Below are 15,097 nucleotides of genomic sequence, written 5' to 3'. Positions count from 1 at the left end.
CCCGCGCCTGGGCAGGTGTGAACAACGCCGTCTCCGCCGGCGGAGCCACCAGCACCACCCGACCACTGGTCGGAGCCGCCCACAACCCGACAGAGCGCTCCCGGTCGAACCCATCGGTACAGGGGATACGGGACTTGTGGGGGTGATAGACCGTCGATGCCTGAGTCACGATGCAACGCTCCCGGTGGTTGGTTGGTCGGTGGTCGCTTCGCGACACTTGCGAACCGAGGCGGCGAACCCGAGCGCTGTCCGGGTGATCCATTCGGACATGAAACGCCACGGGTTCGCCGCAGCCGCTGAGTTGCCGATCTGACTCGGCAGGTGCCCATGCGGCCATGCGGGAATCACAACCGACCCACACCACCTAGCGCCCATCGCATCCCGACTGCACCGCCACGGGACACGGAAGTGGTGCCTCCCGCGAGCGTGGTGATGCCGCCTCACCTGCGGTGATAGGGGGCGGTAACGCTAGTGATATGTCTCGGTGAGATCCTGCCGTTGATGCGAGCGATCTCACCGTAACATCCTATTGAACCGAGCGCGCTACCCCGTTCGGATGAACCGTAGGATGTTACTGAGCAATGCTGTCGTGACCGGGACGGGCGGTACGCATCCGTCGCGTCACCATGGAAGGCTGATCCACATGCCAACTCCGACCGTGCTTCAGCTCCAGCTTGGCAAGGAACTCAAGCGGCTGCGCGAAGCTCGCGGCTGGACCCTGGCCCAAGCCATCGAGGTGCTGGGCAACCAGGCCACCAAGCTGTCCCGCCTGGAGAACGGCCAGTCGAGCGTCCGGCCGCTTGACATCGGGCTTCTCTACGATGCCCTCGGTGCGACGGCCGACGAGAAAGCCTGGGCGCTCGACACCGCCAAGCACTGCAAGCAGCGTGGCCGCTGGTCCGGCTACCGCTCGATCTACGGCAAGTTCTTTCGGATGGCGGTCGACCTCGAAGAAGACGCCAGCGTGATCAACCACTACCAGAGCGAGATGATCCCCGGCTTGCTCCAGACCGAGAAGTACATTCGCGCCCTCTGGGCTGACAGTGGCTGGCAGCTCACCGACCGGGCGCTGGAGAACGCCGTCAAGGCCAGGGTTGAGCGTCAACAGGTACTCACCAAGCCGAACGCACCGCAGATCGGCTTCGTGGTCTCGGAGTCGGCCGTTCGGCGGATGGTGGGTGACGACACCGTCATGCAAGACCAACTCCGGCACGTCGCCAGCATCGCCGAGCTGCCGAACGTGCACCTCCAAGTGCTGCCGTTTCGGGCGCGAACCTACCCGCCTGGCTGCATGTACCCGTTCACCATGTTCCGCATCCCGTCGCCCGGGAAGTCGGGGCCACTGGAGTACGTCTACCTGGAGGACTACGACGACGGTCGCTACCGGGACGACCACGAGTCCGTCGCGACCTACAGTAACTTGTGGCAGCGGTTTGTCGGCGCAGCGCTGGACTTGGTGCAGTCCAAAGAGATGCTGCTGCGACTGGCCGATGGCTACGAGTGATCCATCTTGAAGGAGCGGCCACATGAACCCGGTCACGTTCTCCCACTGGCGCACGTCCTCATACAGCTCGGGTGATCCGAACAACTGTGTGGAGATTGGCGCAACCCTTGACGCTCGGGCAGTACGCGATACCAAGCTCGGTGCCGAGAGCCCGCTGCTGGCCTTCTCGGCTCGGCAATGGCGCAGCTTCACAGCCGCCACCAAAGCCGGACGTTTCCGCCAGCGCGACTGAACGCCAAAAACCTACCCTGCACTCGTGCGGAGTGCGAGACAACGAAAAATATGCCGACTTTTCGCCGATTCGAGGGAGGAGGTCAGCGACTTCATAACAGCCATGCGCGACGCCATACCCCACCTGGTGTAATTCGGCGACCACAAGGAAGGCGACGAATGTCCCGGCGCCCGTACGTGCTGCTCAGCGTCGCCGTCAGCATCGACGGCCATATTGACGACATCAGCCCAGAGCGGCTGCTGCTTTCCAATACAGCCGACTTCGATCGAGTCGACCAAGTTCGCGCCGAATCAGACGCGATTCTCATCGGCGCCGCAACAATGCGCGCCGACAACCCCCGGCTGCTGGTCAACAGCGAGCAGCGCCGTGTCGACCGCATTGCCCGTGGCCTACCTGCCTATCCGATGAAAGTCACTGTGACCGGGAGCGGAAACCTTGACCCCAATCTCAAGTTCTGGCACCACGGCGACAAAAAGGTCATCTACACCACCGACACAGGGGCCGAGAAGTTGCAGGACACTTTTGCCGGCCTGGCAGATGTTGTCTCGCTAGGCTCACAGATTGACTTCGGTGAACTCCTTGACGACCTTGGCGGCCGTGGCGTGCGGACGCTAATGATTGAGGGCGGTGGACGAATTCACACCGCGTTCCTGTCCGCCGGCCTGGCCGACGAAATCCACATGGCCATTGCTCCGCTTGTGGTCGGAGAAGTCGACGCGCCACGATTTCTCTATCCAGCCACCTATCCGGGTGGATCGACCCGTCGCATGCACCTTGAAGAAGCTAGGGTCGTCGGCGACGTAGTTCTGTTGCGATACAAGCCCAAGATCGATGGTGCGGCGTCGTGAATCCCACCATCGACGACCACAAATGGATGCGTAGAGCAATTACGCTCTCACACAAGTGTCCGCCGTCGAAAACGGCCTACTCAGTTGGCGCTGTAGTCATTCGTGACGGGCGCGAGATCTCCTGTGGGTATTCGCGGGAGGATGGCTCCACAATTCACGCCGAGGAATCGGCGCTGGCAAAGCTGACTACCACTCCAATTGATCTGTCGGCCGCGACCCTGTACACCACGATGGAGCCCTGCTCCCAACGTGCCAGCCGGCCCACACCCTGCGCCCAACTGATTCTCGCCACCGGCATTCGCCGCGTCGTGATCGCCTGGCGGGAACCAGCACTGTTCGTGGCCGAATGCATCGGAGTCAAAGTCCTGACCGCTGGCGGGGTAACCGTACTGGACCTCCCCGAGATGGCTGACGCCGCTAGCGCCGCAAACCAGCACCTCGCACTCGACGAAGGGAGTGCGTGAGTACGTCGACCATCGGCGGCGAGGAACCCAATCGACGGTGTTCGACTGCCTGACCAAAGCTCGTGCGGGATGCGTCAGAGTGGGCACGGTATGGCTACCCAGGGGGCGAAGTGTCAATCACTGCACTCGTCGCGCGGCTCACTGCCGCGTTGGCTAGCTTTCCCACTGACAGCCTGAACCAGGCCATAGCTGACCTGCGCGAGGCAGAGGAGCGGATCGCACGTCTGGCGCAGGGATCATCCGCGTCGGAACTGCCTCAGTCCGCACAACTCTGCCAGGACGCGCGGCAGTCGGTCGAGCACGTCACCAGGCTTCTCGACCAGGTACTATCGATCTTTCAGCGCTACCTGGCCCAGATTGGTGCAACCGGCACGCCGTCCCCGGCGCAGCCGAACGGACCGACAACCAGCAGGCCCCCCGCGCCGGTTGGCCTGACTGCGGGACAAGCCGATGTCCTCCGCCAGCGGCTGCCGCCCCCCGTTCCCAAGCCGAACCCCGGCCGCAAGAAGACTCACGGCCGATGGATTGACGGCCACGGCCGCGAGCACGAACTGGTTAGCGGCGAGGACGACGACTCCGTCGAGGCTTGGCGTCTGCTGCAACAGGCCGGTATGCCACCCATGATGGAACCGGTCAACGTCGCGCACGTCGAAATGAAACTTGCCGTACAGATGAGGCACAACAAGACACAGCATATCGATGTCGTGATAAATAATCGACCGTGTCACGGCCCGTACGGTTGCGAGAAGTTGCTTCCGATAGTCTTGCCTGCAGGCTACACCATTACCGTACACGGACCGAACTATCGAAAGACATTCACAGGAGGCGCGCGGTGGTCACGCTAGAAATCTGGTACGACCAGGAACCAGAGAACGACTTCGGCGCCGGCGACCCCCCGATCCTCGTCAGCACCCCGGCCGAGTTGCAGGCGTTTATCCACCGGGTTCAGGTAGAAACAGCAACCCACGAGGCTCCGGCCATGGTCCAGGCCACAATTGCCTGCGATCCACAGTCCGCAGTATTGCAAGTCGGATTGGGTGCTACCAAGGGGTTCATCGGCTACGGTGCGGTGGACGGTGGCTGGACACGCGGCGACGGCGACCCGGACGAGCGGGTCGAATACATCTACATGGGAAATCTGAGCCCGGTGCGGGCCAGCGTGGAAGTGCCCATTGAAGTAGTACAGCTGGGGCTTGCGGAATTCTTGGAAACGGGCCGGAAGCCGGGGGTGATCAGGTGAAGGCCGCGAGTTGTTCCGCGCGGGACATGGTGGCGGCGATGGCGTGTAGTGGGTGGGTGCCGGTGAGCAGGTGCAGGGACGGCGGGGTCCAGCCGTCCGCGTGCAGGAGGTCGCAGGTGCGGGGGATGTGCAGGACTCGGCCGCCCGCGGGCACGTAGGGCAACGTCGGGTCCACAGTAGACAGATCATTGGCCGCCGAAACGGCTGCGATCAACGCTTGTTCGGCCGCGCTCGACAGGGCGGGCAGGGTGGGTGAGTCGGCCCCCGCCCGCGCCGGGATCGGGGAAAACGATGCCAGGGCGGGAATGTCGGACACCCGCACCGCATCTTCCGATGCTGCCGCGCGCACGAGTACGGCCTCCATCCCGCGCAGGAAGTGTTCGACGTCGGCGGCCGAGATGACGGTGTCCGCGGCGTAGAGGGTGGTGACGGCGCAGTCCTGCCACTCGCTGATTCTGAGGTAGCAGTCGGCGCCCAGGAGGGACCAGTGGGTGGGGACGGCGTTGCGGTTGAACACCGTGCGACCGCCGCCGCGGGTCTTGTCCGGGTACTTCAGGTAGTTGACGGCCGTGCCGAGGCGGAGGTCGGCGCCGCGGGCGAAACCGTGGCGGGCGACCAGTTCCAGGGCTTCGTCGTACGCGGAGTACGAGTGGTCCATGGCCTCGCCGCAGGTCTTCGCAGTGCGGCGGACCACCTCGTCGAACGCCGGATCGTCGGCGCAGTCGGTGTGCACCAGCACCGGCAGGAACAGGCAGCTCATCATGTCCGCGTGCAACGGCAGGTCCCGGTTGCTCGCATACGTCCGGTACGCCACCCCACCACTGCCGGTGTACGCGCTCAGCACGGCCGCGAACGCCGCGGTGTGCACCAGCGAGGGCCACACCCCGTGCCGGGTGGCCAGATCGTGGGCCGCGGCCAGCGCGGCGGGCGAGGACAGTGTGGCACTGTGCGGCTCCTGCCCCGGTCCGCGCCGCGCGGTGAACTGGTCGGTGGGCACCTGCGCCAGCGTACGGTCCCAATAGGACAGTGCGCGGGCGCTCGCGGCGACCCCGGCCGGGGACGCCTCGTACCCCGCCAGGTCGACCGGGTGGTGGCGCACCGACGCCAGCCGCACCGGGCGCTTGGCGACCAGATCCGCGTGCAGTTCGGCGAACTCCCGCTTCATCCCCTCCAGACTCCAGTCGTCCACGGCGATGTGGTGGCCGACGACGACCATGAGCTTGGGCACCGAGTCGGTGCTGATGACGCACGCCCGCATCGGCCACTGCTCGTCCAGCCGGAACTCGGCCTCGGTGACCTCGGCGACGACCTCGGTGACCGACACCTCGGGCCGCTCCGCCGTGTCGTGACAGCGGACGGGCACCGGGCGCGGGGAGTCGACCCGTTGGACGACCCCCCGGCCCGCTTCCCAGCCGTAGGTGCTGCGCAGCGACTCGTACCGCCGAGCCATACTGTCCAGTGCCAGCTTCAGGTTCGCCACCGTCGAACCCGGCGGCGGCGTGTAGCTGATCGAGAAGTTCAGCTCGTGCCGCGCCCGCGGCGGCAACTGGTGGTGGTCCAGCCAGATGTTGCGCTGGCCCCAACTCAGCGAAGCGGTTCTGCGCGCACCCATGTCAACCTTCCGATCACGCGTCGGTGAGAGCGGCGACGCGACCGGCCAGTTTGCGCACGGTCGCCTCCTCCAGCAGGGCCGTCACCGGGATCGCGACCTTCAACGCCTTGCGAATCCGGGCGATGAGGTCGATCGACACGATCGAGTCGCCGCCCAGCCGGTAGAAATCGTCCTCGACGCCGACGCGGTCCAGCCGCAGCACCGTGGCCCAGATCTCGGCCAGCGTGCGCTCCAGCGGGTTCGCGGGCTCGATGTAGGGCTGGGCCAGGGCGGGCCGCGGCTCGACCGGGCGGTCGTCGGCGGCGTCGGCCGCGTCGGCCGCACCCGCCCGCACCACCCACTGGTCGTGCCGGGCGCCCAGCGAGCCGGTGGAGATCACCAGCCTGCCGATCTCGTCGACCGCGGCGAGCGCCCGCTCGAAGACCTCGATGCCCTCGTCGGGCGCCATCTCGAAGCCCGCGACCGGGATCGTGGCCGCCGGGTTCTGCCAGGCGTCCCAGTCGACGCTCACCCAGCGGCCCGCGTTCTCGTCGCGCGCGGCAAGGACGTAGGCGTCGAGGGCGGCGTTGCTCGCGGCGTACGGGCCGTAGGTGAGCCCGCCGAGTATCGCCGACAGCGACGACAGGGTGATCCGCGGCCCGGACACCTTGTCGGCCAACAACCGTTGCAGGTGCAGGAATCCGTGCACCTTGGCGCGCAGGTGCGCGTCGCACGCCGCGCGGTCCATGGTGTGCGCGACGCCGAAGAACGCGCTGTCCTGCACGCCCGCCGCGTGCACCACCGCGTCGATCCCGCCGAAGCGCTCCTCGGCGGCGGCCACGACCTCGGCCATCCGGTCGCCGTCGGCGATGTCGGCCGACATCGCCAGCACCTGCGCGCCCGCTACCTCCAGGTCCAGTACCCGCTGGAGGTAGCGGGCGATCTTGTCCCCGGGCGTGGCCGCCGCCACCCGGTCCGCCCACTCGGCGCGCGGCGGCAGGGCCGAGCGCGTGGTGAGCACCAGCTTGCAGCCACGGGTGGTGGCCAGGTGCCGGGCCAGCAGCAGCCCGACGTTGCCGAGCCCGCCGGTGACCAGCACCGTGGACCCCGCCAGCAGCGGGCTCGCGGCGAGGTCGGGCGCGGGCAGCGGCTGGGCCTCGTACGCCCGCAGCCAGCGCCGGTTGCCGCGCCAGGCCACCGGACCGGCGTGCTCGGTGACCGACTCGGCGACGATCTGCCGGGCCAGCCGGTCGAGGTCGCCGCGACTGGCGTCGAGGTCGACGTGCCTGCACGTCAGCACCGGGTTCTCCTGCGCCAGCACGGGTGCCAGGCCGGACAGGGTGGCGTGCTCGGGGCAGCGCAGGTCGCCGCCCGCGACCTCGACGGCGCCGTCGGTGAGCAGCACCAGCTCGATCGGGTCGTCGCCGCCCGCCCGCTCCAGGGCATCCGCCAGGGCGAGCGCGGAGTGGAAGCCGTGCGGCTGGGCATCGTCGAAGCGGCGCACCGGGTCGGTTTCCGCACCGAGGGGGGCGAGGGCGAACCCGTGCACCACGGTGCGCGGTGCGAACACCTGCGCGGCGAAGACCTGGTCGAGGTCCTCGGCGCTGTCCGGCCGGACCACGAAGCTGCCGTCGTCCAACTGGCCGAACGCCGCGCCGGGACGGACCACGGTGACGTCGGCGCCGTACTCGGTGAGCAGGTCGGCCACCGTGTCGGCGCCCGCCTCCGCGCCGAACAGCAGCCACGGGCCCGCGGCCCTGGCCCGCTCGGCGAGGTCGCCGAAGGGCACGTGCCGCTGCCGCCACGACGCGAGGTGCGTCCACCGGCCGACGTCGCCGGTCCGCTCGGTGGATTCCACCGGCTGCGCCGAGTTCTTGGGCCGCTCGACCCAGTACCGCTTGCGCTGGAACGGATAGGTCGGCAGCGTCACCCGGCGCGGGGTGCCGGGGTGCAGACCGGCCCAGTCGAGCCGGGTGCCCGCCTGCCACAGCAGGGCGAGCGCGGTGAGCAGCCACTCGTCGGCGGGCTCGTCGTCGGCCGGTTCCAGTACGAACTCCGCTGACATGCCCTCGTCGTCGGCGAGCTGCCCGGCGATGCCGAAGTCGGCCGACAGCCGCTCGGCCAGCGCCTCGGCGCCCGGGTCGCCGACGATCGACGCGACCCGCACACCGAGCCGGGTCAGGGTGTCGGCGGCGGTGAGGCCGACGGCGTAGTCGCCGGATTCCTCGGCAGGCGACCGGTTCGGGACCTGCTCGTTCGGCGGGACCAGCCGGTGCAGGGCCGCGGCGACTTCGCGCCACCGCTGATCCGACGCGGTTCCGGGGGCACACAACCGAAGCGCGACCGGACCGTCCGGCCGCGGTGCCTCGCCGATGATCCAGCGGCTCTGGTCGGCCAGCGCGGCCAGCGCGTCGTCGTGGTCGTGGCAGACCACGGCCCAGCGCAGCAGGAAGCTCGCGCGCGACTGCTGCAGGGTGTGCGCCACGTCGGCCAGGTCCTGGTCGCGGTGGCTTTCCAGGTGCGCCCGCAGCCGCTCGATGCCGCCGTAGAGGGCGTCGAGGTCACGCGCGGAGAGCACCAGCAGGTGCGGCCCCGGGCGCGCGGGCGCGGCGGGCACCGGCGGCGCCTCCTCCAGCACCACGTGCGCGTTGGTGCCGCCGAAGCCGAACGAGCTGACCCCGGCGCGGCGCGGGTGGTCCGCGGGCGCCCAGGGCTGCGGCTCGGTCAGCACGCGGAACCGGTCCTTGGCCGCGGCCAGTGTCGAGTTGGGCGTCTCGAACCCGGGCGTACCGGGCAACACCTTGTCCCGCAACGCCATCGTGGTCCTGATGAGCCCGGCGACGCCGGAGGCGCGGTCGAGGTGGCCGATGCTGGGCTTGAGCGTGCTCAGCACGGTCGGGACCGCGGGCGGGTTCTGGAACACCCGGCTCAGCGCCGCCAGCTCGATCGAATCGCCGAGCTGGGTGCCGGTCATGTGGCACTCGACGTAGCCAACTGTTTCGGACTTGACGTCGGCGACGCCGAGCGCGAGTTCGACCACTTCGGACTGTCCGTCGACGCCCGGCGCGGTGTAGCCCGCGCAGGCCCGCCCGTCGTTGTTGACCGCCGAGCCGAGGATCACCGCGTGGATCGGGTCGCCGTCGGCGAGCGCGTCGGTCATCCGCTTGAGGGTGACCACCGCGACGCCGTTGCCGAGCACGGTGCCGCGCGCGGCGGCGTCGAAGCTGCGGATCCGGCCGTCCGGGGTGGTGATGCTGCCCTCTTCGAACAGGTAGCCCGCGTGCTGCGGCAGCGACAGGTAGACCCCGCCAGCGACCGCCATGTCGCACTCGTAGTTGAGCAGGCTCTGCGCCGCCAGGTGCGTGGCGACCAGCGACGTCGAGCAGAACGTCTGCACGGTGACGCTGGGCCCGCGCAGGTCCAGCTTGTAGGACAGCATCGAGGCCAACGAGTCCCGCTCGTTGCCCACCGCGAGCAGCAATTGGCCGCCCGGCTCGGAGTTGAGCTTGTCGGCGACGTTGAGCATGTAGTCGGGGAAGCCGCTGCCCGCGAACACGCCGACCTTGCCCGGCGCGTCGTTCGGCGCGTAGCCCGCGCTCTCGATCGCCTCCCACGAGCACTCCAGGAACAGCCGGTGCTGCGGGTCCATCGTCTCCGCCTCGCGCCTGCTGAACCCGAACATGCCCGCGTCGAACTGGTCGATGTCAGCGACCGGCGCGCCGTAGCGCACGTAGTTCGGGTTGGCCAGCAGGGCCGGGCTGATGCCCGCCGCGGTCAGCTCGTCCTCGGTGAGCGGCCGCAACCCTGGCTTGCCAGCGAGCAGGTTGCGCCACAGCTCGTCGACGTTCGCCGCGCCCGGGAATCGGCCGGACATCCCGACGATGGCGATCGCGGACTCGTAGTTGGTGTCGTTCATGACAATCCCTCGCAGGCTCCGTGATGCCCCTCGCGGACGCCCTGTGACACTGATTCGCGCGCAAGCTCATTCATGACTGCCTCCCGCTCCGCTGGAGCTCGCGACGACGCTGCTGGCGGGCGCGCTGCTGGCCCGTGCGGTCGGCGACGTCTGTGGTCTTCTCCGACGCGGCGCCGGAGATCACCCCGGCGAGACCGCCGACGGTGGGTGCCTGGTAGAGCACGTGCGGGGCCAACTCGTCCAGCTTGAGCGCCCGGCGGATGGTGTCCATGATCCCGACGCCGATCAGCGAGGTGCCGCCGAGCTCGAAGAAGTTGTCCTCCGTGCCGACCTTCTCCAGACCCAGTGCGTCGCACCAGATCTCGGCGATGGTCCGCTCCGCCGCGGACTGCGGCGCGATGAACTGGGTGGACAGGTCCGGGCGCGGCCCGCGGCCCGCGCCGCGGTTGGCCTGCGCGGCGGCCTGGACGTTGGCCATCGTGTAGTCGCGGCTCTCCTCGACCATCGTGGCGAAGTCCTGGGTGTTCACGATGACGTGCTTGTGCCTGCCCGCGAGGACTCGGCGCAGCGCGCGCCACCCCTCGTCGAAGCTGATGCCGATGTAGGCCCGGTGTTGCTGGAGGTACTCGCGCAGCGCGGGCTCGTAGCCCGCGAGGCCCGCGGTCCAGCCGTTCCAGGTCCACTCGCCCCAGCCGATCGAGACCACCTTGGCCTGCGGGAGCGCGCCGCTCTGGGCGAACCCGTCGAGGAACACGTTGGCGGCGCAGTAATCGGTCTGGCCGAGGGCTCCGGTCGCGGAGGCGATGGAGGAGAACAGCACCAGGAAGTCGATCGGCACGTCGGCCAGCGCGTCGGCCAGGGCCAGCGTGCCCGCCACCTTGGGCGCCAGCACCCGGTCCATCTCGGCGTTGCTCTTGAACTGCATGAGCCCGACGCCGGGCACACCAGCGGCGTGCAGGACACCGTTCAGCTCGCCGAAGCGGTCGATCGCGACGGCCACCGCGCGCCGGACGTCGGCAGGGTCGGCGACGTCGCCCGCGACCAGCTCGAACTCGATGCCGAGGGATTCCAGTCGCCGCAAGCCTTCCAGCCGCCTGCGCACCTCCTCCGGTGCCGCGGCGTCGGCGAGGATCGCGTCCCACTGCTCGCGCGGCGGTACCGGCGTCCGTCCAAAGAGGACAAGTCGGGCCTGGTGGTGCTCGGCGAGGCGCTCGGCCATCGCCTGGCCGATCCCGCCGAGGCCGCCGGTGACCAGGTACACCCCGCCCGTGCGGATCGGGACCTGCTTGTCGGTCGGCGGGCTGTCGATCACGGTGTCGAAGGTCGGCACGAACCGGCGGCCGCGGCGCAGCGCCACGATCCGGTCCTGCGGCTCGGCGAGCAGCTCCTCCATCAGGTCGCCGACCGGCACCGGCTCGTGCGCCGGGAAGTCGATCAGCCGGGCGGCGGCCTGGGCGTACTCGACCGGGATCATCCGGCACGGGCCGATCACGGTGGCCCGGTCCGGGTGGATGGGCTCGTCCTCGGAAAGCTGGTGCGTGCCGGTGCCGACGACGTCGAGCTTCCAGGCGTCGACGCCGATCTCCTGCATGGTCCTGGCCAGCGCGACCAGCGTGTGCAGACCCCGCTGGATCACCTCGGGAACCGTGGCGCCACGCGGATTCATCGTCCACAGGTGCACGACCCGGGCGGGCAGGCTGCGCTCGGCGCGCAGCGCGGTGAGCATCGAGAGCGTGTCCTCGGCGCTGCCAGGGCGGATCAGGTAGCCGTCGTCGGTGTCGGCGAACCGGTCGCCGAGCAGGGCGTAGGTGACCTCGTGGCCCGCGTCGCGCAGCCGTCCGGCGAGCGCGTCGGCCTCGGCGCGGCTGCCCGCGTCGGTGTAGATCAGCCAGTGCGCGCCCTCGGTGGGCAGCGGCGGCCGCGGCGCGGTCTGGCGCCACACCGGCAGGTGCAGCCAGCGGTCCTCGGCCATCCGGGGCAGCGTGTCGAGCTGGTCGGCGAGGCCGCCGGACTCGGTCTGCCGCGCGGACGAGCCCTTCTTGCGCGGCTTGGCCGACTCCCACCAGTGCTCCTGGCGCTGGAAGGGGTAGGTCGGCAGGTGCACGCGGCCGGGTCGCCACGCGTCGGTGTCCGGGGTGCCGTGGTAGGCGTGCCAGTCGAAGCCGACGCCCGCGAGCCACAACTTGGCCAGCGCGGTGGTCAGGGTGGCCCCCGCGGCGACCTCCTCGGCCGCACCCGGCTGGGTGGACACGATCAGCGGCCAGCGCTCGATGCCGCAGTCCGGGTGCGTGCGCAGCATCGCGCCCAGCGACTTGCCCGCGCCGATTTCGACGAACGCGGGCTCGCCGTGGCCCAGCGCGGTGGCGAGGCACTCGGCGAAGCGGACGGTGCCGCACATGTGCTTGGCCCAGTAGCCCGGGTCGGTGACCAGCTCCGGGGTCGCCAACTCGCCGGTGACATTGGAGATATAGGGGATGGTCGGGGCGTTGAGCGTGACGTTGTCCTTGATCCACACGGTGAGCGGCTCGGCGACCGGGGCCAGCATGCGCGAGTGGAACGCGTGCGTGGTCTCCAGTTCCCGGCACGCCACGCGCTCGGCACGCAGCTCCTCGGCCAGCGCGCCGACCGCGTCGATCGGGCCCGCCACAACGAGTTGGGCGCCGTTGAGGGTGGCCACGTCGAGGCCGCGCTCGTGCAGGTCGGGCACCCTGGTCCGCAGTGCGTCGGGGCTCAGGCCGACCGCGAGCATCGCACCGCGCGGCTGCGCGGCGATCAGCTCGGCGCGGTGGGCCACCAGCCGCAGCGCGTCCGAAAGGGACAGTACGCCCGCGAGGCAGGCGGCGACGTACTCGCCGACGCTGTAGCCGACCAGCAGCGACGGCGTGACACCCCAGTCCATCAGGGTCTTGGCGAGGGCGTACTCGGCCACGAACACGGCGGGCTGGGCGATCTCGGTGCGGTTCATCGGCGACTCGGCGCCGGTGTCGGTGGCCCGGCCCATCAGCCGCGCCAGGTCCGCCGCGCCGTCGCGCTCGCCCGCTTCGGTGAGCACCGTGGTGACGTTCAGTCCATTGTGGTCGTCCAAAATGGACTGACATTCTTGAACGTACGCGCGGAACGTGGGCTCCTGCTCGTACAGCTCGGCCGCCATGCCCGCGTAGTGCTCGCCGACGCCCGCGAGCAGGAACGCGGTGTTCCGGCCGTGGGTGGTGTCGGATCGGCCCAGCAGCTTGCCCTTGGCGCCGTCGCCGAAGACCGTGGCCGCGCCGCTGACCGAGTCCACGACGGCGACCCGGCGGTGGTTGAACAACTGGCGCCCGGCCTGCAGGGTGAACGCGATGTCGGCGAGATCGACCGCGTGCCCGGCGTCGAGGTGCCCGCCGAGGCGCCCGCAGGACTCCTGGACGGCGTTCTCGGTGCGCGCGGACACCGGCAGGAACTGCCAGCGGCGCGGGTTGACCGGCCGGTCGGCGTGCTCGTCGGCCTCCTGGACCACGACGTGCACGTTGGTGCCGCCGACGCCGAGCGAGTTCAGCCCGGCGATGCGCGGCCGCAGTTCGCTGCGCGGCCAGGACATCGTCTCGGCCGCCGGGAAGAACGGGCTGTTCGCGAAGTCGATCTCGGGGTTGGGGCTGGTGAAGTGCAGCAGCGCCGGGATCATCTCGTGCCGCATGGATTCCACGATCTTGATCAGGCCCGTGACGCCCGCGGCGCGGTCGAGGTGTCCGACGTTGGTCTTGACCGACCCGATCGCGCAGTACTGCTTCTTGCCCACGTCGCCGTAGCCCCGGGTGAGGCCTGCGACCTCGATCGGGTCGCCCAGTTCGGTCGCCGTGCCGTGCGCCTCCACATAGGTCACGTCGGCCGGGTCGACCCGGGCGTCGGCGAGCGCGGCGGCGACCGCCTGGCCCTGGCCGACGACGCTGGGCGCGGTGTAGCTGAACTTCATCGCCCCGTCGTTGGTCATCGCGCTGCCGCGGATCACCGCGAGCACGGTGTCGCGGTCGGCCATCGCCTGGCGCAGCGGCTTGAGCACGACCACCGCGGCGCCGTCACCGAAGACGCCGCCCTGGGAGTTCACGTCGAAGGTGCGCAGGAAGCCGTCCGGGCTTTCCTGGCCGCCCTCCTGGTAGAGGTAGCCGATCTTGTCGGGCACCCGGATGCAGACCCCGCCCGCCAGCGCCATCTCGCATTCGCCGCGGCGCAGGCTCTGCACCGCGAAGTGGATCGCCGAGCCCGAGGTGGAGCAGAAGGTCTGCACCGACACGCTCGGCCCGGTCAGGTTCAGCTTGTAGGAGATGATGGTCGACAGCGCGTCCTTGTCGTTGCCGATGATCAGCTCGAACGGGGTGATCTCCATCGAGCCGGTGTTGAGGGTGAACCGGTCGAAGGCATACGTGCTCAGGTTTCCGCCGCCGAACACGCCGACCCGGCCGCGGTCGTCCGCGGTCGCGTACCCGGCCAACTCCAGGGCCTCCCACGCGCACTCCAGGAAAACGCGCTGCTGCGGGTCGGCGAGCTTGGCCTCACGCGGGTTGTAGCCGAAGAAATCGGCGTCGAAACCCTTGATGTCGTCGAGAACGGGCCGATCCTTGACGTAGTTCGGGTCCGCGACCAGCGCGGGGTCCACACCGGACTCCAGCAGCTCCTCGTCGGTGAACCGGGTGAGCGTGTGCACGCCGCCGCGGATGTTCTCCGAGAGCGTCGCGACGTCCGCCGCGCCCGGGAACCGGCCGGCCATGCCGATGATGGCGATGCTGAGGTCGTCGTCGGTGAGGTCGTACTTGGCCGGGTCGATCGGCTCGATGGCGCTCGCCTGGCTCGGGGTCAGGTGGTCCGCGACCACCGACCACAGCGAGCCGACCGTCGCGAAGGTCTCCGCGGTCAGCGCCTCGTCGGGCAGGCTGATCTCGAATTCCTCCTCCAGCCGCAACAACAGTGAGACGGTGTTGAGCGAATCGAGGCCAAGGCCTGCCAGGCGCTCGTCGGCGGCCAGTGGCGCGGGCCCGGAAAGGGGCAGGTATTCCTTCAGAATGGTGGTGTACCGCGTGAAGGATTCGTCGTTTTCCAGCATGGATGGCACCCTCTACATCTGACGGAATGGGGACCCGGTAGTTGGTTCAAGGGTCTGACTCCGTGCGGTGGTTGTCAACGGCCGCACCATGGTTTGTGCGGTTGTGGCGGTGGCAGCATGTTGCCGGTCAATTGCTGCAGGCCCGAATAGCTTGCCGACGATTGCGGCGGCGGAGTTGGCGGGCTAACTTTGGTCCATGCCCCGAGCGACACCGGGGGCGGAGATCCC

The 15,097-nt window shown here is 69.2% G+C and carries 9 protein-coding genes; 6 read left to right on the top strand and 3 right to left on the bottom strand.

Annotated features, from left to right (window positions below; translation table 11 throughout):
* The first annotated feature begins 643 nt into the window (after positions 1–643).
* The 6 genes from ACT4N7_RS23675 (at position 644) to ACT4N7_RS23650 (ending at position 4,288) form a co-directional block, all read left to right on the top strand.
* Positions 644–1,504: a helix-turn-helix domain-containing protein gene (locus tag ACT4N7_RS23675; protein WP_444831030.1), complete on the top strand. Its 861-nt coding sequence runs from the start codon at positions 644–646 to the stop codon at positions 1,502–1,504.
* Between the two features lie 22 nt (positions 1,505–1,526).
* Positions 1,527–1,736, top strand: coding sequence for a DUF397 domain-containing protein (locus ACT4N7_RS23670; protein ID WP_444831029.1), 210 nt, complete (start codon positions 1,527–1,529; stop codon positions 1,734–1,736).
* 158 nt (positions 1,737–1,894) lie between these two features.
* Positions 1,895–2,584: a RibD family protein gene (locus tag ACT4N7_RS23665; protein WP_444831028.1), complete on the top strand. Its 690-nt coding sequence runs from the start codon at positions 1,895–1,897 to the stop codon at positions 2,582–2,584.
* Positions 2,581–3,048 carry a deaminase gene (locus ACT4N7_RS23660; protein ID WP_444831027.1) on the top strand — a complete coding sequence of 156 codons (468 nt, stop codon included), beginning with the start codon at positions 2,581–2,583 and terminating at the stop codon, positions 3,046–3,048. The genes ACT4N7_RS23665 and ACT4N7_RS23660 overlap by 4 nt, the downstream gene beginning before the upstream one ends.
* Before the next feature lie 110 nt (positions 3,049–3,158).
* Positions 3,159–3,893 carry a DddA-like double-stranded DNA deaminase toxin gene (locus tag ACT4N7_RS23655; RefSeq protein ID WP_444831026.1) on the top strand — a complete coding sequence of 245 codons (735 nt, stop codon included), beginning with the start codon at positions 3,159–3,161 and terminating at the stop codon, positions 3,891–3,893.
* Entirely contained in the window at positions 3,881–4,288 is a 408-nt protein-coding gene (locus tag ACT4N7_RS23650) for an Imm1 family immunity protein (RefSeq protein WP_444831025.1), read from the top strand. Before ACT4N7_RS23655 ends, ACT4N7_RS23650 begins: the two co-directional genes overlap by 13 nt.
* On the opposite strand, the gene ACT4N7_RS23645 is transcribed toward ACT4N7_RS23650, so the two are convergent.
* From ACT4N7_RS23645 to ACT4N7_RS23635, 3 genes are all read right to left on the bottom strand, one after another.
* Positions 4,281–5,900, bottom strand: a complete 1,620-nt coding sequence (locus ACT4N7_RS23645) for a condensation domain-containing protein (protein WP_444831024.1) — start codon at positions 5,898–5,900, stop codon at positions 4,281–4,283. The two genes, ACT4N7_RS23650 and ACT4N7_RS23645, sit on opposite strands and share 8 nt — an antisense overlap.
* 13 nt (positions 5,901–5,913) lie before the next feature.
* Positions 5,914–9,795 carry an SDR family NAD(P)-dependent oxidoreductase gene (locus ACT4N7_RS23640; protein WP_444831023.1) on the bottom strand — a complete coding sequence of 1,294 codons (3,882 nt, stop codon included), beginning with the start codon at positions 9,793–9,795 and terminating at the stop codon, positions 5,914–5,916.
* Positions 9,796–9,865: 70 nt separating this feature from the next.
* On the bottom strand, positions 9,866–14,869 hold the full coding sequence (locus ACT4N7_RS23635) for an SDR family NAD(P)-dependent oxidoreductase (protein WP_444831022.1): 5,004 nt from the start codon (positions 14,867–14,869) through the stop codon (positions 9,866–9,868).
* Positions 14,870–15,097 lie beyond the last annotated feature (228 nt).

It is taken from the genome of Actinokineospora sp., assembly GCF_052390155.1.
Classification (GTDB): domain Bacteria; phylum Actinomycetota; class Actinomycetes; order Mycobacteriales; family Pseudonocardiaceae; genus Actinokineospora.
This window is presented reverse-complemented; position numbering and strand designations above follow the sequence as displayed.